Annotated in this window: 16 protein-coding genes; 3 read left to right on the forward strand and 13 right to left on the reverse strand. The window is 70.5% G+C overall.

Translation table 11 applies throughout. The annotated features are described in order from the left end of the window. Positions 1–139: 139 nt before the first annotated feature. The 5 genes from WME75_RS40255 to WME75_RS40275 all read right to left on the reverse strand — a co-directional run bounded on the left by WME75_RS40255 (position 140) and on the right by WME75_RS40275 (position 9577). On the reverse strand, positions 140–2329 hold the full coding sequence (locus WME75_RS40255; protein ID WP_437482040.1) for an ATP-binding protein: 2190 nt from the start codon (positions 2327–2329) through the stop codon (positions 140–142). 16 nt (positions 2330–2345) lie between these two features. Further along, complete coding sequence (locus WME75_RS40260; RefSeq protein WP_437482043.1) at positions 2346–6680, reverse strand: HAMP domain-containing protein; 4335 nt, start codon at positions 6678–6680, stop codon at positions 2346–2348. A gap of 115 nt (positions 6681–6795) precedes the next feature. Then, positions 6796–7236: a response regulator gene (locus WME75_RS40265; RefSeq protein ID WP_437495020.1), complete on the reverse strand. Its 441-nt coding sequence runs from the start codon at positions 7234–7236 to the stop codon at positions 6796–6798. A gap of 90 nt (positions 7237–7326) precedes the next feature. After that, positions 7327–8907 carry an ATP-binding protein gene (locus tag WME75_RS40270; protein ID WP_437482046.1) on the reverse strand — a complete coding sequence of 527 codons (1581 nt, stop codon included), beginning with the start codon at positions 8905–8907 and terminating at the stop codon, positions 7327–7329. A 229-nt stretch (positions 8908–9136) separates the two neighbouring features. Beyond that, positions 9137–9577 carry a winged helix-turn-helix transcriptional regulator gene (locus WME75_RS40275; protein WP_437482049.1) on the reverse strand — a complete coding sequence of 147 codons (441 nt, stop codon included), beginning with the start codon at positions 9575–9577 and terminating at the stop codon, positions 9137–9139. Between the two features lie 143 nt (positions 9578–9720). Here WME75_RS40275 and WME75_RS40280 point away from each other — a divergent pair, with 143 nt between their 5' ends. Beyond that, on the forward strand, positions 9721–10812 hold the full coding sequence (locus WME75_RS40280) for an alkene reductase (RefSeq protein ID WP_437482052.1): 1092 nt from the start codon (positions 9721–9723) through the stop codon (positions 10810–10812). Positions 10813–10925: 113 nt separating this feature from the next. Next, positions 10926–13877 (forward strand): HEAT repeat domain-containing protein, encoded by a 2952-nt coding sequence (locus WME75_RS40285; RefSeq protein WP_437482055.1) that lies wholly within the window; start codon positions 10926–10928, stop codon positions 13875–13877. Between the two features lie 139 nt (positions 13878–14016). Here the strand turns inward: WME75_RS40285 and WME75_RS40290 are convergent, their stop codons facing one another. The 8 genes from WME75_RS40290 to WME75_RS40325 form a co-directional block, all read right to left on the reverse strand. Beyond that, positions 14017–14439, reverse strand: coding sequence for a response regulator (locus WME75_RS40290; protein WP_437482058.1), 423 nt, complete (start codon positions 14437–14439; stop codon positions 14017–14019). Between the two features lie 278 nt (positions 14440–14717). After that, positions 14718–17612, reverse strand: a complete 2895-nt coding sequence (locus tag WME75_RS40295; protein ID WP_437482061.1) for a PAS domain S-box protein — start codon at positions 17610–17612, stop codon at positions 14718–14720. Between the two features lie 414 nt (positions 17613–18026). Next, positions 18027–18605 carry a hypothetical protein gene (locus WME75_RS40300; RefSeq protein ID WP_437482064.1) on the reverse strand — a complete coding sequence of 193 codons (579 nt, stop codon included), beginning with the start codon at positions 18603–18605 and terminating at the stop codon, positions 18027–18029. 55 nt (positions 18606–18660) lie between these two features. After that, positions 18661–19401, reverse strand: a complete 741-nt coding sequence (parA, locus tag WME75_RS40305; RefSeq protein WP_437482067.1) for a ParA family partition ATPase — start codon at positions 19399–19401, stop codon at positions 18661–18663. Positions 19402–19783: 382 nt separating this feature from the next. Then, positions 19784–20335, reverse strand: coding sequence for an SRPBCC family protein (locus tag WME75_RS40310; RefSeq protein WP_437482070.1), 552 nt, complete (start codon positions 20333–20335; stop codon positions 19784–19786). Positions 20336–20399: 64 nt separating this feature from the next. After that, positions 20400–20780, reverse strand: coding sequence for a type II toxin-antitoxin system death-on-curing family toxin (locus WME75_RS40315; protein ID WP_437482073.1), 381 nt, complete (start codon positions 20778–20780; stop codon positions 20400–20402). A 2-nt stretch (positions 20781–20782) separates the two neighbouring features. After that, entirely contained in the window at positions 20783–20977 is a 195-nt protein-coding gene (locus tag WME75_RS40320; protein WP_437482075.1) for a DNA-binding protein, read from the reverse strand. A 197-nt stretch (positions 20978–21174) separates the two neighbouring features. Continuing rightward, on the reverse strand, positions 21175–21651 hold the full coding sequence (locus WME75_RS40325) for a DUF1801 domain-containing protein (protein ID WP_437482078.1): 477 nt from the start codon (positions 21649–21651) through the stop codon (positions 21175–21177). Between the two features lie 398 nt (positions 21652–22049). Here WME75_RS40325 and WME75_RS40330 point away from each other — a divergent pair, with 398 nt between their 5' ends. Continuing rightward, entirely contained in the window at positions 22050–23294 is a 1245-nt protein-coding gene (locus WME75_RS40330) for a PAS domain-containing protein (protein ID WP_437482081.1), read from the forward strand. Positions 23295–23379: the final 85 nt, after the last annotated feature.

Raw genomic sequence — 23379 nt, forward strand, 5'->3', positions numbered from 1 at the left:
GGCTGGATGCCGGCATCGCCCGTTTTCGCGCGATGGCCGTGGGCCGCCTTTCATGGTTGAAACCACCGGTTGCAACCATGGTGCAACCGAGCGGCGTCGCTGCCTCCGGAGGCGCCTGGCGGCCTCAGGAGAGTGCCTCTCAGCCGGCAGGACCGGTCAGCGAGGATCCAGGGCGCTCGCCCAGCGGCCCCGACGATCCAGCCGCGCGGGGCGGGAGCGGCAACGCCACCTGGAACCGCGCCCCCATGCCCGGCGCGCTCTCGACCTGGATGCTCCCGCCGTGGGCCCTGAGGATCTGGTCCACGATGTACAGGCCGACGCCCAGGCCCCCGTACGAGCTTGTAGGCGCCGCCCGCTCGAAGCGGCCGAAGATCCGGGCGATGTACTCCTGGGCGATCCCGATGCCCTGATCCATCACCTGGAGCACCGCGGACCTGCCGTCAGCCGAGATCCGCAGCTGGATCGGCTTGCCGCGACCGTACTTGATGGCGTTCATGAGCAGGTTGGTGATCACCTGATCGATGCGCAGGCGGTCCCACCGGCCGACCGCCGCCTCCGGGAGGTCCAGGTCGAGCGAGCAGCCGGCGCGCTCCAGCTCGATTTCGAGGCGGCTCGCCACGTCGCGCGCCACGTCGCACAGGTCCACGTCCTCGAGGCTCAGCTCGAGCTGGCCGCTGTTGATGCGCGTCACGTCGAGCAGCGTGTCGATGAGCCGCGTGAGCCGCTCGATCTGACCCTCCGCCTGGGCGAGCTTCGCGAGCACCTGCTCCGCCGGCAGCCCGCCGTCCGCGCGGCCGAAGGCGCGGATGAGGCCCTGGACCTGCAAGACAAGCGCGCTGAGCGGCGTCCTGAGCTCGTGCGAGGCGACCGCCACGAAATCCTCGCGGATCTGCACGGCCTCGCGCGTGAGCCGCAGCAGGTGGGCGTTCTCGAGGCAGAGCGCCGCGCGCTGGGCGACGTCGAGGGCGACCGCGAAATCGGGGGGCTCGAAGCGCTCCCCCGGCTCCACCCAGACCATGCTGAGCGCGCCGAGCACGTTGCCGCGCGTGACGAGCGGCACGCACAGGTAGCTCATGGCCCCGATCTCCTGGATCACGGCCGGATCGTCGATGTCGAGCGCCCTGGCGACGTCGCGCGGGGCGCACTCGACGCGCAGGTCGGGGCGGCCGCTCGTCAGCACCGCGCCCACGCCCTCCTCGGTCAGGGGGAGCTCCCGCGGGGCGAACCGCGCCGCGAACCGCGCCGTCTCGCGCGCCCTGTGGGCGGCGGCGAGCCTGCGCGCGCCGCCCTCCTTGCGCAGGTCGAGCACGCACCAGGTGCAGATGCGCTCCGACGCGAGGCGCACGAGGGCCGCCGCGACGCTGTCCTCGTCGAGCGACGCCGAGAACGAGCTCGACGCCTCCGCGAGCAGCTCCGAGCGGCGCACCGCGGACTCGGCCTCCGCGCGCGCCGCCCGCTCGCGCGTCAGGAGGTGAATGCGCTCCTGCTCGTGACGCTTGCTGTCGTCGATGTCGGTGAAGCTGCCGACCCAGCCGACCACGCGCTTCCAGACATCCCGCTCCGGGACCGCGTGGCAAAGGTGCCACCGGTAGACCCCCTGACGGGACCTGAGGCGACACTCGCCCTGGAGGGGCTCGCCGGACTCGACGCAGCGCCGCCACTTGCTGACGAACTGGTTCAGGTCGTTCGGGTGCACCGCGGCCTGCCAGCCCCAGCCGCGGAGCGCCTCGAACGCGAGCCCCGTGTACTCCAGCCAGCGCGAGCTCACGTAGTCGACGCCGCCGTCGAGCTTCGCCGTGAAGACGCACTGCGGGATGGCGTCGGCCAGGTTCTGGTACCTCGCCTGGGCGGCGCGACGGAGGTCCTCGACCTCGGCGTCGCGCCGCTGCTGCTCGGCCTTGCGCAGGAGCTCCGCCTGCTCCTTGATCTGCTCGCCGCGCCGGTGGAGCTCGACGAAGACGGCGACCTTCGCCTGGACGACCTCCGGCTCGAGCGGCTTCAGCAGGTAGTCGACGCCGCCGACCGCGTACGCCTTGTAGATGGCCGAGAGGTCGTCCGTCGCCGCGGTCAGGAAGATGATCGGCGTGTGGCGCGACCGCTCCCGCTGCTTCACCAGCGAGGCCACCTCGAAGCCGTCGATGTCGGGCAGCCGCACGTCGAGCAGGAGGACCGCGAAGTCCTCGGAAAGGATCCTGAGGAGCGCGTCCTTGCCGCTCGCGGCGGTCACGAGGCGGTAACTCTCGTCGACGAGGATCGCCTTGAGCGCCGCCAGGTTCTCGGGCTGGTCGTCGACGAGGAGGATGCTTGTCGTCTCTGGAGCGGAGGACACCGTGCGGCTCCGTGGCTCAATCTGGCCGCAGCCAGTGCAGCATGACCGACATGAGCCGCCCCTCGTCCACGGGCTTGGCCACGAAATCGTTCAGGCCGGCGTCCAGGCACTTCTGCCTGTCCTCCGGCATCGCCTTGGCCGTCACCGCGATGATCGGCAGCTCGTTGAAGCGGGGATCGCTCCGGATCTCGCGCGTCGCCTCGTAACCGTCGAGCTCGGGCATCATGATGTCCATGAGCACGATGTCGATGATCGAGTCGGCCTCGCGCAGGAGCTCGATGCCGTGCCGCGCGTTCTCGGCCAGGAGCACCTGCGCCCCGCGCCTCTCGAGCAGGCTCGTGATGGCGAAGACGTTGCGCGCGTCATCGTCGATGACGAGCACGCTCCGCCCCGTGAGCGCGACCGAGGAGGAGCCGTTCGTGAGCAGCGGCGCGATCGGCTCGGGCAGCTCGGCGCGCGCCGGCTTCATGGCCTTCTGCTCCGGCCGCTCCGCCGGCAGGTAGAGGGTGAATTTGCTGCCGAGCCCGGGCGTGCTGTTCAGCGAGATCTCGCCGCCGAGCAGGCTGGCCAGCTCGCGGCTGATCGTCAGGCCGAGGCCCGTGCCGCCGTAGGTGCGGCTGGTGGAGGCGTCGGCCTGCTGGAACGCGTCGAAGATGAGCGTCTGCTTCTCCGCCGGGATGCCGATGCCCGTGTCGGTGACGGCGAACGCCAGGACGGTCTTCGCCTTGATGAGCGTCTCCCGCTTGAACGTGAGCCCCCGGCCGGCCACCTCGATCTCGAGCGAGATCCGCCCGGACGACGTGAACTTGAAGGCGTTCGACAGCAGGTTCTTCAGGATCTGCTGGAGCCGCTGCAGGTCGGTCATGATCGTCGAGGGCACGCCGGTGGCGACCCGGACCCAGAACTCGAGCTCCTTCTGCTCGGCGATCTGCCGGAAGCTCCGCTCGACGTACTCCGCGAGCTCGGACAGCGACACCCGCTGGGTCTTCACGTCGATCTTGCCGGCCTCGATCTTCGACAGATCGAGGATCTCGTTGATGAGCTGGAGGAGGTCCTGCCCCGCGGCGGCGATCGTCTTCGCGTACTCGACCTGCTTCGGCGTGAGCGTGTGCTCCTCGTTGTCCGCGAGGATCCTGGCGAGGATGAGCAGGCTGTTGAGCGGCGTGCGCAGCTCGTGCGACATGTTCGCGAGGAACTCGGACTTGTACTTCGAGGTGCGCGACAGCTCCCTGGCCTTCTCCTCCAGGGAGGCGCTGGCGCGCGCGATCTCGCGGTTCTTGATCTCGAGCTCGGACGCCTTCTCCTCCAGCTCCTGCGAGCGCGAGCCGAGCTCGGTGTTGGACCGCTGGAGCTCCTGGAGCAGCTCCTCCGTCCTCATGCTGGCGCCGATCATGTTGAACACGACGCCGATCGACTGCGTGAGCTGCTCGAGGAACGTGAGGTGGATGGGCGTGAAGTTCTGGAAGCTCGCCAGCTCGATGACCGCCTTGAGGCCGCCCTCGAAGAGCACCGGCAGGACGCAGATGTTGCGCGGCGGCGCGTCGCCGAGGCCCGAGCTCACCCGGATGTAGTCGTCCGGCAGATCCGTGACGACGATGCTCTTCTTCTCGAGGCCGCACTGCCCGACGAGCCCCTCGCCCAGCGAGAACCGGTTGGAGATGCCCTTGCGCTTCTGGAATGCGTAGCTCGACGTGAGCTTCAGCGTCGGGTTCTTGTCCTCGGACTCCAGCACGTAGAAGGCCCCGTGCTGCGCCGAGACGAGCGGGGTGACCTCGGACATGATGAGGCGGGAGAGCGCCTCGATCGTCCGCTGTCCGGCCATCATCCCGGAGAAGCGCGCCAGGTTCGTCTTCAGCCAGTCCTGCTCCTGGTTGGCGCGCGTCGTGTCTCGCAGGTTCGAGATCATCTGGTTGATGTTGTCCTTCAGCTGAAGGACCTCGCCCTGCGCCTCGACCGAGATCGCCCGCGTCAGGTCGCCCTTGGTCACGGCGGTCGCGACCTCGGCGATGGCGCGCACCTGCGTGGAGAGGTTGCCGGCGAGCTGGTTCACGTTGTCGGTGAGGTCCCTCCACGTGCCGGCCGCGCCGGGCACCTTGGCCTGGCCGCCGAGCTTGCCCTCGATGCCGACCTCGCGCGCGACCGTCGTCACCTGCTCGGCGAAGACGCGCAGCGTGTAGGTCATGTCGTTGACGGTGTCGGCCAGCGACGCGATCTCGCCCTTGGCCTCCAGGGCCAGCTTCTGGCGCAGGTCGCCGTTCGCGACCGCGGTCACGACCTTGGCGATGCCGCGCACCTGCGAGGTGAGGTTCGAGGCCATGACGTTGACGTTCTCGGTCAGGTCCTTCCAGGTCCCGGACACCCCGGGCACCTGCGCCTGGCCGCCGAGCTTGCCCTCGGTGCCCACCTCGCGCGCCACGCGCGTCACCTCCGCGGCGAACGCGCGCAGCTGATCGACCATCTTGTTGATGGTGTCCTTCAGCTCGAGGATCTCCCCCTTCGCCTCGACCGTGATCTTCTGGGACAGGTCGCCGCTCGCGACCGCCTTCGTGACGAGGGCGATGTTGCGCACCTGGTTGGTCAGGTTGCCCGCGAGCTGGTTCACGTTGTCGGTGAGGTCCTTCCACGTGCCGGCGACGCCGGGCACCTGCGCCTGACCGCCGAGCTTGCCGTCCGTGCCGACCTCGCGCGCGACGCGCGTCACCTCCGCGGCGAACGCGCGCAGCTGATCGACCATCTTGTTGATGGTGTCCTTCAGCTCGAGGATCTCCCCCTTCGCCTCGACCGCGATCTTCTGGGACAGGTCGCCGCTCGCGACCGCCTTCGTGACGAGGGCGATGTTGCGCACCTGGTTGGTCAGGTTGCCCGCGAGGACGTTCACGTTGTCGGTGAGGTCCTTCCACGTGCCGCTGACGCCCCGCACCTCGGCCTGCGCCCCGAGCTTGCCCTCGGTGCCCACCTCGCGCGCGACGCGCGTCACCTCCGACGCGAACGCGCGCAGCTGCTCCACCATCTTGTTGATGGTGTCCTTCAGCTCGAGGATCTCGCCCCGCGCCTCGGCGGTGATCTTCTGCGAGAGATCGCCCTTGGCGACGGCCGTCGTCACCAGGGCGATGTTGCGCACCTGGTTGGTCAGGTTGCCGGCGAGCTGGTTCACGTTGTCGGTGAGGTCCTTCCACGTGCCGGCGACGCCGGGCACCTGCGCCTGACCGCCGAGCTTGCCGTCCGTACCGACCTCGCGCGCGACGCGCGTCACCTCCGCGGCGAACGTCCGCAGCTGCTCCACCATCTTGTTGATGGTGTTCTTCAGCTCGAGGATCTCCCCCTTCGCCTCGACCGTGATCTGCTTCGACAGGTCGCCGTTCGCGACCGCCGTCGTCACGACCGCGATGTTGCGCACCTGGTTGGTCAGGTTGCCCGCGAGGACGTTCACGTTGTCGGTGAGGTCCTTCCACGTGCCGCTGACGCCCCGCACCTCGGCCTGCGCCCCGAGCTTGCCCTCGGTGCCCACCTCGCGCGCGACGCGCGTCACCTCCGACGCGAACGCGCGCAGCTGCTCCACCATCTTGTTGATGGTGTTCTTCAGCTCGAGGATCTCCCCCTTCGCCTCGACCGTGATCTGCTTCGACAGGTCGCCGTTCGCGACCGCCGTCGTCACGACCGCGATGTTGCGCACCTGGTTGGTCAGGTTGCCCGCGAGGACGTTCACGTTGTCGGTGAGGTCCTTCCACGTGCCGCTGACGCCCCGCACCTCGGCCTGCGCCCCGAGCTTGCCCTCGGTGCCCACCTCGCGCGCCACGCGCGTCACCTCCGACGCGAACGCGCGCAGCTGCTCCACCATCTTGTTGATGGTGTTCTTCAGCTCGAGGATCTCCCCCTTCGCCTCGACCGTGATCTGCTTCGACAGGTCGCCGTTCGCGACCGCCGTCGTCACGACCGCGATGTTGCGCACCTGGTTGGTCAGGTTGCCCGCGAGGACGTTCACGTTGTCGGTGAGGTCCTTCCACGTGCCGCTGACGCCCTGCACCTCGGCCTGCGCCCCGAGCTTGCCCTCGGTACCTACCTCGCGCGCCACGCGCGTGATCTCCGAGCCGACGGTCTGCAGCTGCTGGACGACGTCGTTCACCTCGTCGGCGATCTGACCGATCGTCCCCGGCACCTCGCCGATGCCGACGCGCGCGGAGAAGTTGCCCGCCTTCACCGCCTTGAGCACCTCCAGGATCGCCTGGAGCTGCATCTCCCGCACATCGAGGTGGGTCCCGGCGGCGCCGCCCCTGCGGGACGGCGGCTTCTTCTTGCTCGCGCCGCTCCCGCTCTTGTCCTTCGAGCTCGCGGCGATGTTGTTCGGTTGCATGAGTACCTTCCTGAAGGGCGAGTGCGCGCCTGGAAATCTCGATCCCGCCTGGGCTGTTCAGGCCTCGACGAGGCCAGGGAAGGGCGGCGTCACGAGGCCTTTGTGCGCCGCTCTCTCACGATTTGCCGCGGCGCAGAACTTCTTCGACCTGTCGCTGGAGACGAGCGTGCTCGATGTCGCGAGCGCGGCGCTCGAGCGCGCGCCGCATGCGAGAGCTTAGCTCATCGGAGCGGAAAGGTTTCGAGAGGTAATCGGAGGCGCCGACGCGGAGGGCGCGCATCCCCGTTTCCACGGAGCCGAACGCGGTGATGGCGATGATCGCCAGGGACGGGTCGTGCTCCTTGGCTCGCGCGATCAGCTCGATGCCGTCCATGCCCGGCATGCGGATGTCGGTGATCAGCAGCTCAAATTTGCCGGACGGGAGCAGTCGGAGGCCCGACAGAGCATCGACGACGTGCGTCGCCCGATAGCCGTGGTCCGTCGCGATGTCAACGACGAACCGGCCAAGGTCATCGTCGTCCTCGACAATCAACACGTTCGGTGAGCTCAAACTCATCCTTTCGACCCTTCCTCTATGCCCCCTGTGCTCGTCACCCGATTCATCTCCGGTCATCTCCGGTCATCCCGGTCATCGCCGGATTCGCCTTCAACTCACTGCTGGGCTCGTCTTCATGCCAACTGCTGAGCTCGCCTCCGCGCTCGCCTTCCTGCTCTCCGGCGAGCCGGCGATGATCGTGGGCAGGATGACCCGGAAGAGCGCCCCGCCGGTCGGCGAGGAGGCGACCTCGACGGATCCGCCCGCCTCCTGGACGATTCCGTGAACGATGGCGAGGCCAAGGCCGCTCCCGCCGCGGGTCGCCTTCGTCGTGAAGAACGGCTCGAAGATCTGGGGCGCGTCCTCGGCGCGGACCCCGGGACCCGCGTCCTCGATCTCGAAGCACACGGCGCGAGCGCCCGCCGGGCCCTCGCACTCGTGGAGCACGCGCACCACGAGCTCGCCTCCGCCGTCCTGAGCCTCGATGGCGTTCAGGCATAGATTGAACACCACCTGAAACAGGCGATCGGAGTCGAGGGCGACGCGCGCCCACGCGCCGCTGTCGCGCGGGCACAGGACGCTCGTCTCGATGTCGCGCTTCCTGCACTCCGGGCCCAGGAAGGCGACAACGTCGTCGATCACGCGCCGGAGATCGCTGTCCTCCTGCTGCGGCCGCGACGGCCGAGCGAGGGAGACGAGGCGGGAGACGACACGCGTGATCCGCTCGGACTGCCGCGCGATCGTCTCCAGCTCGGCGCGCAGGTGCTCCGGGCACCCGGGCAGGTCGGCCGCGCGGCGCGCGCGGCCCTGGATCACGTTCAGCGGCGACCCGATCTCGTGGCCGAGCGAGGTCGCCACCTGCCCCGCGGCGGCGAGCGCCTGCGCCTGCTGCAACCTGCGCTCCACGTTCACCCGCGCCGCCTCCTCGCGCTCGGCGCGCTCCCGGGCTTCCCGCAGCGACCGCGTCATCGTGTTGAAGGCATGGGCCAGACGCGACAGCTCCTCCGCGCCCTTCTCGGGCACGGCGGCGTCGAGATCCCCGCTGGCCACGCGCTCGGCCCCGGAGAGGATGGCCCCCGCCGGGAGCGCGACGGTGAAGCGCCCCACGAGCCCGGCCACGATCGCGCTGACCAGCAGCAGCACGACGCCAGTCGCCGCCAGGCCGTGATTCAACGTGTCCTCCAGCACCTCGATGTACTGACGGTCGCGCACAAGGACGGCCACCAGGGGCGGATTGGCGCGGCTCGGCTGGATGGAGACAGTGCGGATCAGCACCGATTGCCCGACCAGACGGGCGGGCTCCTCGATGTCTCCGCCCTCACGGAACGACCGGTAGGCGAACTCCTCGAGGCGCTCCGCCTCGCGCTTGACCCCCTCCGTGATGAAGACCGCCTCGCCTTCCCTGGTGAACGCGGCGACGCCCAGGATGCGCTCGGCGCTCGCGAAGTGCTCCGCGCGCCGCCGGACGAGCGCGATGTCCTTGCGCTGCAGCGCGCTCTCGACGAACGCCTGAAGCAGGGTGGCGTAGTTGCGGAGCTCCGCCGTGGCCTCGTCCCGCAGGACCTGTTTGCGGTGCGCCGAGGCGAACACGCCATACAGCAGGATCGCCATCGCGATCGGGACGACGAGCGACAACCAGAACTGGTGCGCGAGCCTCATCCCCGCGGGTCGGCGCTGGTGCTGCAGGGCCATACGAGGATCCCCCGCGGCGCCCAGAGGACGCCATCGCGTTGACGCTCCGCGTCATCGGCGGGTTCCGATCGTGCGAAGCCCTCGGATCACATCACCATTTGCCCCGATCGGCAAGGCCTTCCTGGAGTTCGCAAGAGGCATTCATCGCGCGACCGTGCGATACGAGCGCTCGACATCAGGCTGTCCCTGAGCAGAGCACTGGATCCGGCGGACTCCTCCGTGACCTCCGTCACGCGTCCTTGCGTACCGGCGCGGTCCGCGGCCGCGCGCGCTTCGCCGCCGGCACGTGCCGCGCCGCGCGCTGGCTGCTCGCCGCGCGCGCGCCGCCCTTCGCCCCGCCGCCGCGCGCCGCGCTCTCCTCGAGCAGCTCCCCCCAGCGCGAGATCGCCTGCGCCACCTCGCCGAATCCCCGCCCGGCGTCGGTCAGCTCGTACTCCACGCGGACGGGGGGGCCCGGCAGGACGCGCCGCACCACGAGCCCGAGCGCCTCGAGCTCCTTCAGCCGGCTGGAGAGCATCCGATCGCTGATCGCGTCGAGCCGCTCGCCGATCTCGCCGAAGCGCAGCGCGCCCTCCTCGAGCGTCGCGATGATGAGGCCGTTCCAGGGCTTGGCGAGCACGGCCATCGCCGCCTGGAACCTGTCGCAGAGGTGCTGGCAAGGGTGCTTCATGGCTCGTCCCGATGTCGCAGCATGACCGCTTCACTACCAAAAAGGAAGTGCCTTGACATGAGATAGCGGCGATCCATGTTCCTGGCTGGACGGATGCCACTTCCCTTTCGGAAGCAGCGTCCTTTCTACAAGGAGCATCGATCGTGACCACCGCATCTGACCTGCTGTTCAGCCCCTACGCGCTCGGTCCCCTGTCGCTGCCGAACCGCCTCGTGATGGCGCCGATGACGCGCTCACGCGCGGAGGGCCACGTGCCGACCGAGCTCCACGCGCGGTATTACGAGCAGCGCGCCTCGGCCGGCCTCATCATCAGCGAAGCCACGCAGGTCAGCCCGCAGGGCATCGGATACCTCCGCACGCCGGGCATCCACACCGACACGCAGGTCGAGGGGTGGCGGCTCGTGACGGACGCGGTCCACCGGGCGGGCGGGCGCATCTTCCTGCAGCTCTGGCATGTCGGGCGGGCGTCCCACGTCTCGTTCCAGCCGAACCGACAGGCGCCGGTGTCGTCCTCGGCCATCGCCATCCGCAAGGGCCATGCGCACACGGCCGAGGGCCCGCAGCCGTACAGCACCCCGCGGGCCCTCGAGACGGACGAGATCCCCGGCGTCGTCGCGCTGTTCGAGCACGGGGCGCGCCAGGCCAAGGCCGCCGGCTTCGACGGCGTCGAGATCCACGCGGCGAACGGCTACATCATCGATCAGTTCCTCCGCGACGGCGTGAACCGGAGGACCGACCGGTACGGCGGCTCGATCCAGAACCGGGCGCGGTTCCTGCTCGAGATCACCGACGCCGTGACCGGCGTGTTCGGCGTGGACCGGGTCGGCGTGCGGGTCTCGCCGACCGCCGACTTCAACGACATGAGCGACTCCGATCCGAAGGCGCTCTTCGGCCACGTCGCCGCCGAGCTCTCCGCGCGCAAGCTCGTCTATCTGCACGTCGTGGAGCCGATCGCCGGGGAGCCGCCGGACGCCCCGGAGCGGGTGACGACCCTCCTCCGCGAGCGGTTCCGCGGCGCCCTCGTCGTGAACGGCGGCTACACGCTGGAGGCCGCGGAGCAAGCGCTGCGCGCCGGCGTGGCGGAGCTCGTCTCCTTCGGCGTGCCGTTCCTGGCCAACCCCGATCTGCCCGAGCGCCTGTCGCGCCGGGCGCCGCTCAACACGCCTGACGTCGCGACCTTCTACTCCGACGGCCCGCGCGGCTACGTCGACTACCCGCACCTCGGCGAGGGGTAGCGCCAGGAGCCGCCGCGCCGCTGGCCATGATAGGCTTCCGGGCCGATGTCGGCCGCCGCTCCCCTGCTCCCGCACGATGAGATCCACCCGGCGCGCGCGCCCGCGGAGGCGCCGTGAGCGCGGCGCCGGGCGAGGTGCAGCGCATCGGGGCCGCCGAGCTCCGGGCGTTCATCCAGGACGCGGGGGAGCTCAAGAAGGGCACGCTGCTCTACGACGGCGGGCAGCTGCTGAACCTGGCGCGCCACGAGAACAAGCTGTTCTGCGACGCCAGGGGCTCGGGGGCCTCGCCCTACAAGGTGACGCTCGTCTACAGCGACGCGCCGGCGCCCGCGTTCAAGGGGCGCTGCACCTGCCCGGCGCGGGCCTTCAGCACCGCGTTCTGCAAGCACGCGGCGGCGCTGCTCGTCGCCTGGGCGCGCGCGCCCGAGTCGTTCGCCGTGAGCGACGCGGCGCCCCCCGGCGCCCCGGGCGGGGAGAACGCGCGCAAGAGCGTGAAGAAGGGCGCCGCGAACGCGCAGGCCCTGATGAAGTCGGGCGTCGAGCAGGTCAGCACGCTCGTGCGCGAGCTCGGCGTGGCCGGCGTCGCGGCGATCGGGGCCGACCGCATCGAGCAGATGGAGAAGCTCGCCGAGGGCCTCCGGGAGAACCGCCTCCGGCGGCTCTCGGCCCGGACGCTCGATCTCGCCGCGCTGCTTCGCGGACAGGCCGCGGGCGGTCCTCAGGCCGCGGGAGCGCGCCGCGGGGCGCTCCCGGCGGTCGCCTACGCGAACCTGATGGCCGACCTGCTGCTCACCGCCCGCAAGCTCGAGAAGCACCTCGCGGGCGAGCCGCTCGACGACCGCCACGTCGAGGAGCTCGTCGGCAAGACGTGGAAGGCGTCCGACCGGAAGCCCGCGGACGGGCTCACGCTCGTCGAGTACGCCTTCTCGACGCGGACCACGAGCGACGATTTCGTCATCCGGGAGAGCCGCTTCCTCGACCTCGAGTCCGGCCGGCACTTCAGCGAAAAGCAGATCCTCCCCGCCTTCCTGGCGAAGCGGACCGAGCCGAAGCGGAGCTTCGCCGGCGAGGTGCTCGCCGGGGCGCGCGCGACGACCTACCCCGGCTACCCGCCGCTCCGCGTCGACTTCACCGATCTCGGCGACAAGCGCCCGCTCGACACAGGCGCCCTCGAGGCCGTCCTCGCGCGGGCGCTGCCCGACGTCGGCGCGGCCCTCGCGGCCCTCCAGGAGCACCGCAAGGACGTCTTCGCGCCCGACCTCGTGCCCGTCGCCGTGCTCACCGACACGCTCTTCGCGCGCGGCGCGCGGCTCTCGGCGGTCGACGACAAGGGGGAGGCCCTCCACCTGCCCGACGACCCGGCGCTCGAGGAGCGGCTCGCCGGCTCGCTCCGCGACGCCCGGCTCCGCGCGCTGCTCGGCGACGTCGGGATCGACGCGGCCCTGCCCGTCCTGTGGCCGCTCGCCGCGATCGTCGAGGGCCCGCTCGGCCTCTCGCTGCTCCCGGTCATCGAGCAGGGGGCCGCGGCGCGGACCGGGCCGCTGGAGGGCTCCGCGTGGAACGCCGCCGCCCGCGAGGCGGGCGCCTCGCCCGCGGCCATCGCGCTCGGCGAGGTCCGCGAGGAGCTCGCCGAGGCGCTCGCCACCGGCCTGACCGGGCTCAGCGCGCGCGTGACGGACCCGCTCGCCGAGCGGCTCCGCGACCTCCGCCTCGAGAAGCAGGCCGCGCTGCTCCAGAGCCTGCCGCAGAAGCCCGAGCCGGCCGACCGGCTCGACGACTTCATCAAGCTCTACCAGGTGCTCGAGATGGCGCTCGTGCGCCTCGCCGGCGCGACCCACATCGATCGCGCCGGCGAGGGCAAGACGATCGAGCGCGTGCCGACCTACGAGAGCGTCGCCGTGGCGCGGCCCGACGAGACGCTCCCCCCGGACGAGGTGGCGCGGCGCCGGGCCGCGGGCACGATGAGCCGCTACGTCGCCGCGGTCCACCACGCGCGCTACTACGCGTCGCTCCCGGCGAGCGAGCTCGTCCAGAGCATCTTCCCGATCTGGGCCGACGGCACCGCGACGCCGACGATCGCGAGGACGTTCGCGCCGCTCGGGGCCGAGGCGATCGCCGCCGCCGAGAAGGCGCTCACGGTGAAGGCGGGCCGCGTGGCGAAGCTGACCGCGGTGCGGGTGCTGCAGGCGGTCGTCCAGCACGGCGGCCCGGCCCGCGGCGAGGCGGCGGCGATGCTCGGCAAGGTCGCGGAGCACGCCAAGGACGCCGGCCTGCGGGCGCTCGCCCGCGACGCGCTGGACGCGATCGACGTCGCGCAGTCGCCCGGGCCGGGCGGCGCCGCGGTGCGCGCGCGCCGCGCCGCCCGGATGGATCGGGTGCAGGAGCTCGCGAAGACGCTCGGCGCGGCGCCGACAAAGGAGGAGCGGGGCGAGGCGCTCAAGGCGCTCGCCGAGCTGGGCGACCTCGCGGCGCTCCCGGCGCTCCGCCGCGCCTTCTACGCGGACGCCGCCCGCGGCGTGCGCGAGGAGGCCGCCTACGCGCTCGCCCAGCTCGGCGACGTCGAGATGGTCGAGACCTTCGTGCGGAGGCTGGCGAGCCGCGGCGAGGACGAGCGGGAGGCGAAGATCGCCGCGTACGCGCTCGGCTACCTGGGCGACGTCCGCGGGCTGAGCGAGCTCCTGTCGGCCTACGCCGAGGGGTACAAGCCCGGCATCGTGGCGGACGCGATCCGCGCGTTCGGCCCCGTGGCGCTCGCGCCGCTCGTGGATCTCATCGAGGCGCGGCCGGAGCTCGCGAAGCGGGCGGCGGCGCTCGACGCGCTGAAGAAGATGGACGACGCCGCGGTGGCGGGCTGCCTGCTCGAGCGGATCGAGGCGCGGCGCGGCGGCGCCGATCTCGCCGAGAAGGCGCAGCTCTACCTGAAGCTCGCCGACGTGCACCCGCACAGCCGGCGCGAGGTCGCGACCGCGATCACGGCGGCGCTCGCAGGGGTGGACGGCAAGGAGGCGCAGGCGGCCGTCAAGGCGGCGCAGCGGGCCCTCGGCGTCGTCAAGCGCAGCAAGTAGCCGGCCTCCGCCAGGTCACATCGCGAGCTGCACGGAGATCTCGTGCGCGTGGCCGGCCTCGGGCAGGTCACATCGCGATCAGCGCGCCTCGCCGCCTCTCCGCCCGCCGTGAAGGCGGTCAGAAAGACGGCGAATTTCGCTAAGGTAGCTCCACGAGTCTCCAGTACTTGTTGAGCGCTGCCATGAGCTCGACGAAGCTGAGGAACGTGACGGGCTTGAGGAGATAGCCGGCCACGTTGAGGTTGAAGGCCCCCACCTTGTCACGGTCGTCGTTCGAGGTGGTCAGCACGACAACCGACGTGGCCACGAGATCCGGATCGGCCCGCAGCTCGCGCAGGAACTCGATGCCGTTCATCTTCGGCATGTTCAGGTCGAGCAGGATCAGCCGGCGCTCCACCGGGATGACGCCGCTGCGCAGGATCTCGAGCGCCTCGACGCCGTTGCCAGCGACCCAGAGGGGGTTCGAGATGTTGTTGCGCTTGAACGCCCGGCGGACGTTCATCACATCGACCTCGTCATCCTCGACGAGGAGGATGTTGAGGAGTTTTTCTTCGACGTTCATTGTCTCCTGGATCTCCTTGGCGAGGAGGACGTGAACGTCAACCTCCGCGCGATGGCCGCCGCGGCAATTATCATGGCAAGACGGCGACCGCCGCGGAGGTTTCGCGGCCGCCGGTGTGCCTGGGCGCGCTCCGACCTGCACGCACCCGCGCGGGCTCATCGAAGTATTCCATGGTTCGAGCTTGGACCACCATTTCGCCCGGTTCAACTCCAACAAGGACATTCCGTACCTCTGCTGAGCTTGCCAGTGGCGCTCGCCGGGCGCGGCAGCACCGGGTCTCAGGAGTCGCTCGGATCACGCTTCTGCCAGGTGAAGCGGAAGGTGGCGCCCGGGCCTCGGGGGGAGTCGATCCAGATGCGTCCGCCTCGGCTCTCGACGATCTTCTTCACCACCGACAGCCCGATCCCTGTGCCCTCCACCTTGTCGCGCGCCTCGAGCGTCTGGAAGAGGCCCCAGACGCGCTCGTGAAACTCCGGGGCGATGCCTGGCCCGTTGTCCTCGACGAAGAACTCGTGGTGCAGGCCCGCGTCGCCGTGCCCGACCCGCACGCGCGCATCGGCGCGCCGCGCGTGCTTGAGCGCGTTGCTGATGAGGTTCATGAACACCTGCTGCAGCGGGATCCGCTCGGTCCGCAGCACCGGCAGCCCCGGCGCGACCTCGACGCTGGCCTCGGGCGCAGGCGCGATCAGCTCGACGACATCCGCGAGGATCTGACCGACGTCGACCGGCTCCAGCGCGTGCCGCAGCCGGCCGGCGCGGCTGTAATCGAGGATCCCGTCGATGAGCGCCTCCATGCGGCGGACGCGGCCGCGCAGCAGCGTCATGTGCTCGCGCGAAGCGCCCCCGAGGGTCCCGGCGAGATCTTCCTCGATCCACTGCGTCAGGTTCGCGATGCCGCGCAGCGGCGCCTTCAGGTCGTGGCTGGCCACATAGGCGAACTGGTCGAGCTCCTTGTTGCTCCGCTCCAGCGCGGCGATGAGGCGCTCGCGCTCGGCCTCGGCGCGCTTCTGCTCGGTGATGTCGCGGAGCTCGATGACCGTGCCCACGGGGACGTCGCCGTCGAGGATGGGGCTCGCGGTGAAGGCCACATGGTAGAAGGAGCCGTCCTGGCGGACGAAGACGTCCTCTCCCTGCTCCTGGCTCTTGCGCGGCAGCGCCCGGTCGATCGGGCACTCCTCCATGGGATAGCGGCTGCCGTCCGGCCGCGTATGGTGGACGATCTCGTGCAGGGGGCGATCGATCGCCTGGATCTCGTCGAAGCGAAAGCCGGTGATCTTCTCGGCCGCCGGGTTCATGAAGGTGCAGCGCTGGTGCGCATCCATCATGAGCAGGCCGAGCGTCGCGTTCTCGGCGATGGTGCGCACGAGCCGGTGCTGGACCCGGAACGCCTCCTCGGCGCGCCGGATGTCGCTCACGTCGACGTTGCAGCCGACCCACTCGTAGATCGCCCCGTCGTCCGCCACGAGGGGGACGCCGCGCGCGACGGTGTGGGCCCACGACCCGTCGCGCCGGCGCAGCCGATACTCCACCTCGTACCGGCTCCTCGACGCGACGGCGCCTCGCCACGCGGCGTCCGCGCGCTCGCGGTCGTCGGGGTGGACGGCGTCGAGCCAGCCGTAGCCGGCCCACGCCTCGTAGCTCTGCCCGGTGAAGCCGCGCCAGGACGGGGAGTCCTCCACGACCTGGCCGCCCGGATCGGTCCGCCAGACGACGACCGTGGTCGCCTCGACCATGGAGCGGAAGCGCTTCTCGGCGGCGAGCGACCCCTCGCGCAGCCGCGCGTTCTCGATGGCCACGCTGGCGAGCTGCGCGAGCTGCACGAGGATCGACTCGTCGTCGCCGGTGAACTCGCCCTCTTCCTTGTCCGAGAGCTCGATGAGCCCGAGGTTCCTGCCGTCGCGGCAGATGAGCGGCGCGGCGAGCCAGCCGCGCCTCGGCGGGTGGCTCGCGCCCTCGCCGTCGAGGCCCCGCCACGCCGGGTGCGCCTCGAGCTCGACCTGCGTCATGCGGAGCGGCCTGTTGGCCTTGCGGACCAGCGCGTCGATGCCGTTCCCGTTCGTCCTCGCGTCGTCGCTGCGGTACGCGGCGTACTTGTCCGAGAGGCTGACGGCGTGGGTGGCCTGCGCCCAGTCCTGGTCGTCGGTCATGCGGATGGCCGACTGGTGCGCCCCGATGAGCGAGCGCGCCCGCTCGGTGATCTCGGCGAGCATCCGCTCGAGCGACGTCGCCGAGTTGACGGCGAGCGACGCCTCGGCGAGCCCCCTGAGCTGCTCGCTGCGGCGCTGCTCCTCGCGCAGGGCGCGGATCCGCTCCGTCGCGTCGACGCCCACCACGACGCCGGCCACGATCTGCCCCGCGGCGCCGCGGATGGGCGCGGCGCTGTACTCGATGATGGCGCGGGCGCCGTCGGTGCGCAGCATCTCCACCGGCTCGGCCCGGACGAGCTCACCGGCGGTGACCGCGCGCGCGAGCGGCCACTCGTGCGGCGCGTAGGGGCGGCCGTCTCCGTGGAAGCCGTGGTAGGCCGCGTTGTAGGTGGCGATGTCCGCCGACGGGACGAAGGGGCGCCCCAGCTGCTCGGCGCACTGGGCGTTGCCCATCACGATCTGCCCCGAGGGGGCCTCAGCGATGTACACCGCGTGGGGCATCTGCTGGATGATCTGCTCCAGCTTGTGGCGCTCGTGCTCGAGCTGCTCGGCGAGCTGCTCGATGCGGCGGCGCGCGAGCACCTGATCGGTGACCTCGACGGCGAAGAGCACCACGCTCGCCGCCCCGCCGCCCGCGGCCGGGATGGGCTGAAACGTCACGTTGAAGTACCCCTCGGCCAGCGCCCCGTCGCCCGCGCCGCGGTCGAGGAGGATGAGGAGCTCGCCCGCGGCGGCGGGCTGGCTCGATCCGTGGGCCCGCTCGAGCAGATCGGCCACCCGGGAGCCGGCGAGCTCCGGGGCGCACTGGAAGAGGCGCCTGCCCACGACGGTCCGGTCGCGGAAGAGGCGCTGGGCGAGCCGGTTCGTGAAATCGATCACCCAGTCGGGGCCACGGAACACCGCGATGGCGGTCGGCGCCTCCATGAACATCGCGTGAACGGAGCGGCCGGCGTCCGACGTGACCTGCGCCTCCTTCTGATTGGGCCCACGCGCGGCCGTCCCCTCGTCCCGAACATGCTGGGTCATCGCTCGTCCTGGTGGTCAGTCGCCGCCGCGGCGAACGGTTCCGTGACGCTGGAGCTCATCGCGCGCTCGGCGGCGGGAGCGGCGCGCTTCATCCATCGCGCGGCGCCTCGGCAGGGCGGGCGGCCTGGCCACGCCCCGCGGAGAGACGGGCACGCCTCTTGTCTGGAGGCTTGATGAGGGCTGCGCACCGGGAACCGGGAATGGAAGGGCAGGACACGGGATGGCCTTTTGGGGCCCGGAGAGAGGCTCGCAGGTGAGGAGGGAGAGCGGCAAGGCAGGAAGATCCCTGTTCTCCCTCCGCTCGCCTTCCAGCTGCTGTCCGGCCACCCCCGGAGCGTCGGTCGCGACGGGGTTTCGCGCAGCGGTTCGATTCGAGAGCGGTGGTGCCTTGTCGGGCTCGCTCGCGCGCTCGGGTCAGCTCGCCCGGGGCCGCTGTCGCCACAGGGTCATCAGCACCCGCCCCACCTGGACCATCCGACCGACGCGCCCTTTCGAGCTCGTGTCCGCCGCGCGGTACGGCTCGGCGCGGTACGGCTCGGCGCGGTACGGCTCGGCGCGGTACGGCTCGGCGCGGTACGTCGGGCTCGGCGGCGCCGCCTCTCGCGCGGCGGCTGCGCCGTCCGAGGCCGGGGATGCGGAGACCGACGCCGGCCCGAGGCGCCTGTCGAGGTGCACCTCGACCGCCTCGCCGACCAGGTTGCTCACGTCGCGGTCCTGCTCGATGCAGTGGAGCAGCAGCCGGTCCGCGAGCGGATCGGGGAGGTAGACGGTCACCGCGCGCCGCGCGCGGCCGTCGTTCCCGACGAGCACCGCCGGGGCGGCCGGCGGCTCCGAGGTGGTGGCGAGCGCCTGGGGCTCGGCGGCCGCGCTCGCCTGCAGCGGCGCCGCGGGCGGCTCGGGAGCCGGCTGCGCTTCCGGCGCTCGCTCCTGCTTCGCCTCGGCCGGCTTGTCGTCGTCGGGCGCTCGCTTGTCTGCGGCGGGCCGCGACTTCACGGCGTCGTGGGCCGGTTTGCCGTCGGTGCTGCCCGCGACGAACGCGTCCGCCTTTTCAGGCGACGGCGGCTTTCTTAGCGAGACCGCGACTTGCTTTTTCGCCATGATGAAGCTTCTCCAGTTCTTCGAGAAGGTGGGTGATCTCTTTGGCCGCGGCGTCGCGCGGCGCGTAGCCCGTCACCCCTTGCCCGCAGGCGAGGGACTCCTGGTAGGCAATGCGATAGCCGAGCTCCGTGGAGAGCACCGGCAGGCCCGAGGTCTCGAGCACCGCGCGCGCCGATTTGCCGAGCGCCGTGCGGCCCTGCTTGCGCGTGATGAGGATGCAGCCCTTGAGCGCGCTCCGCAGCGCCGCGGCCTCGCGGAACACCTCGATCGCGGCGGTGAGGGCCCAGGCGTCCGCGGCCGTGGGGCCGCAAGGGTAGATGGCCACGTCGGCGACCATCAGCGCCGACCGCGCGATCTCACCGTGACGCGGGGGACAATCGATCACCGTGAGGTCGTACGCGGCGGCGACGTCCGGCAGCTGCCCCGGCTTGTGCATCGAGGCGCCCATGGCCATGACGGTCGGGGTCTCGTGCCCTGCCTCGGCGGCCACGTCGCCCCACGTACGGACGGTCCCCTGGGGATCGGCGTCGACGAGCAGCACGCGCCGGCCGTTCGCCAGCGCGGCCACGGCGAGGCTCACGGCCGTGGTGCTCTTGCCGATCCCACCCTTCTGTCCGGTGAGCGCGATGATCATAAGTCCTCCCCCTAGCAGAACCTGCGCGGCGCGGTCCACTTTCTTGCAAGCGCCCACACGGCTGCTGCACCGCCCTCGGAAGGGAATCCCCTACGCTGGCGTCGATTTCTCGGTGCTGTCGATGGGTTGGCCGGCACATCGCAAGAGGTAGTTCAGCTCTCTTTCGGGCCGGACGATCCTCTTCCCCCACGTCACCTGGGCGCCATGAGGACGCCCTGTCCAGATGCGCGTCCGGCGCGCGCGAGGGCGCCTCGCGTGCGCCCGCGAAACCTCGTCAGGACCGGGAGTGTGGGGCTCGGGCGAGCGGGCGAGCCGGAGCCATGGGCGAGCAGGGCATCGAGGCCCAGGTGCGGCGGACAGCGGCCAAGCTCGCCCCCGAGCTCGGATGGGCGATCGTGCACGACGACGGCTGATCGAGCGGGGGGCGCCCCGCCGACGGTCAGCTCGGCGGCGCTGCCTTCGACTCCACGTTCTGCTTTATCGCGCTGAGCCCCTTCTCGAAGTCAGCACCGACCATTTTGTCCATGTCCATGAAGAGCCCGAATGCTTTACCGACGAAGGTGTTCTCCCCCTCCATGGCCCACGTCACCTTCGTGCCGCCGGGCGCCGGAACGAGGGTGAATGTTGTGGTGTTCGTCGCCTCGAACGGCTTGATGAACTCGAGCCGGATGGTGACGTTCGACGGCTGCTTGGCCTCCGTGATGGTCATCTTGCCCTCGCCCGCCTGCTCATTGCCCGACCACGCGTACGACGCGCCGGTGCCGGACGGGGGCCCGCCATAGGTCCTCTGCATGGACGGGTCGAGCTTCTCCCACGGCGACCACCCCTGCCAGGCGTGAAAGTCGACGACCTGCGCGTACACCGCCTCGGCAGGCGCGGCCACGGTCTCTGAGCGCTCGACGCGGAACGTGGAAGGTTGCGTCATCACCACGATCACGAACAGGAGAACGACGGCCAGGAGCCCGAGGCCAACGTACTTGAGTACCTTCATGCGCGAATCCTACACACAGCACGGAGCGCTTGGAAATCGACGATCGCCTCCTCGGCCGTTGCCCTCACGGGCCGGCATGCTGCTCGAGCCAGGCGACGAACTGGTCCCGCGCAAGCGTGCCGGAGGCAAGCGAGAGCATGATGCGCTCTTGCTCGTCGACATGCGCGTCAAGGGAGTAGCCGTTCAGCATGAGGAAGACCTCCATCGCGGCATGGCCGACACGCTTGTTTCCGTCGATGAACGGGTGGCCTTGCACGAGCGAGAAGCAGAGCGTCGCTGCCTTGGCGACGACGGTAGGATAGAGGTCCTCGCCGCCGAAAGTTGCCTTCGGCTGGGCCACGGCAGCCTCGACGGCGCGGAGGTCTCGAACGCCTGCGGCGCCACCGCTCGCAGCAAGAACCCGCTCGTGGAGGAAGAAGACTTCCGCCAAAGTCAAGTAACGCACTCTCAGGCGAGCCGCCTGTACAGCTCTGCGTTCTTCTGGAGGACGACCTCGGCGGCAGCACGGAACTCGTCGTCCGGGGTTGTCAGCAGATCCGCCACGGCGGCCCGCGCCAGCTCTTCCGGCTGCAAGCCGAGGCTCTTTGCGCGCTCATGGAGGCGTTCGGCTTGCGCGGGCGATAGGTCGATGGCGAGCTTCATCGGTTGCAGTGTACCTCGGGCGACCCTGCCTCGTCACCCGGCATAGGGTTGGGCCGGCGAGCGATGGTGCCCGGCAGGCGGGAGGCGGCCCCATCCGTCCTCCGGGAGGGCAACGGTCGATGGGGCAGCTGATGGTGCAGAGAGGCAAATTCCGGAGCGGTCGGAAGTACGTGCGAACGACCAGGCTCCGCGCCCGATCAGGCCAGGCTGGCGAGCTTCACCTGGTATGCCGCCCACTGTCGGATGATCGCGACGAAGGCACCCCGGCTGGCCTCGAGGTCATCGAGGCTGGTGAACGTGATGATCGCCCGGTCAGCAGACAACCACTTCAGCAGGCCCGCCGCGTCGTCGATCGACTGGCTGAGGGTGGATTCCGCACGCACGCTGGCCCCGTGGTGCAGCACGACCTGGACCGCGCCCTTGGCCCGGACGTTGGCCGTGGCGAACCATCCGTGGCAATAGAAGCTCGCGGAATTCCACTTGATCCCCTCGGTGATCGCCGGGTCGACCCCGAGGATGGCGCTCCGAACCGCCACGACCACCGCTTTGAGCGGGTGCTCCAGCGCAGCCAGGTAAGCCGTCACCGCGGCGGAGTCATCGTGTTCGCTGGTGGACGGGGCATGCTTCCCGCCGCTCCGCCGTTTCTTGGCCTCTTCCTGCGCTCCCTTTTTCATGACATCTTCCCTTCTCTCTGCATGAAGTCCATCGTACACGGCGCTTCGCCTGCGTGCGGCGCGCTTCGCGCGTGCAGAGCGCGGTCGAGCCAGCTCCGTCTCACCAGCGCCCAGGGTCGCCTGACCACCGCCCCCGGCCGTGTGGAGCAGCGACGTTCGGGAAATTGCGGACCAGGTCGTCGGGCAGCTCCAGCCCGCGCCGTCACAGAGGTCCGCATCCGACGGACGGCGGACGCCCACCATGTGTGCCCGGAAGGGCTCCTGATCCCCGGGGCCCGCCAGCGCGATTGAATTTCACCTCACGCGCTCGGCCCAGCCCTCTCCCTCCCTCCCTCGCTGACCGCTCGTCGGTCGTCCTCGACACCGGCCGCCGGCCCACGTTACCTTGAGGACGAACGATGACGAGCACAGCGACTGCCCCCGGATCCCCTGGGCTCCCCACGAGCTACATGAACGCTGTCCGCAGCGCGCCTTTCGCGGTGATCGAGTGCGCGGAAAACCTCGATGATCTCGTGGTCGTCGCGTGGAATCGCGAGGCGGAGCGCCTCTTTGGATATACCGCTGACGAAGTGGTGGGCCTCCGCCTCACCGACACGATCCTGAGCGGTCCGGACGCCGAGATTTGGCGGCGCTCGCTCGGGCAGGCGAGCGCCCCGCTCCGCTGCACCCATGCCCGCAAGGACGGGCGCGCCGTGGTGTGCGAGTGGCGACATGCGCCCGTGGTCGACGACGGCGGCAAGCCGATTCGGCTGCTCTGCTTCGGGCAGGATGTCACGGAGCAGGTCAAGGCCGTCGAGGGGCTGAGGGAGAGCGACGTCATCCTCCGGGCCATCCTCGGCGCCGTGGAGACGTCGGTGACCCGGATGGATCGCGATGGAGTCTGCACCTTCCACGAGGGCAAGACGCTCCCGTCCCTCGGCCTGAAGCCGGGCCAGTTCGTCGGAATGAACGTGTTCGATGACCCCCCCGCGCCGATGGACATGGAGCCGATGCGAAGAGCGGTCCGGGGCGAGCTCGTCCGCACCCACGTCGAGGCGTTCGGGATGGCCTGGGAGACGTGGGTCGTCCCGGTCCGCGACGCCCGCGGGGAGCCCGACGGCGCGGTCAGCTTCACGCTCGACGGCACGGAGGCGAAGCTCAGGGAAGACGAGCTGAAGTCGCGGATCGAGATCATCGAGCGCCAGCGAAGCGTGATCCGCGACCTGTCGACGCCCATCATCGAGGTCTGGGACAGCGTGCTGACCCTCCCGATGGTGGGCGTCGTCGACAGCAAGAGGGCCGCCGACGTGATGGACGACCTCCTGGCCGCCATCGTGGACAAGCAGGCCCGCTTCGCGATCCTGGACCTCACCGGTGTCGAGTTCGTCGACACGAAGACAGCGAGTTATCTCATCGAGCTCGTCCGCGCCATCCGGCTCCTGGGCGCCGAGGGGGTCATCACGGGCATCCGATCCAACGTGGCGCAGACGATGGTCTCCCTCGGGCTCGACCTGTCGGGTATCGCGACCGTGGGGAACCTCCGTGCGGGCCTCAAGCTCTGCATGAAGCGCCTTTCGGCGAGCGACGCGGCGTCGTCCGGCGCGCCGGCGCGCACCCCCACCGGAGGCGCCGCGCCGAGGCCCCCGGCGGGCGGCTCGGGCTGAAGCCAAGGACACGAGGCCGGCCTCGCGGGTCGGGCGGACCGCGCCGCCGCCCCGAAGTTCACGTTTGCGTCGGCGATCCCAGGCC

This window comes from Sorangium sp. So ce1014 (assembly GCF_051521505.1).
GTDB lineage: Bacteria > Myxococcota_A > Polyangia > Polyangiales > Polyangiaceae > Sorangium.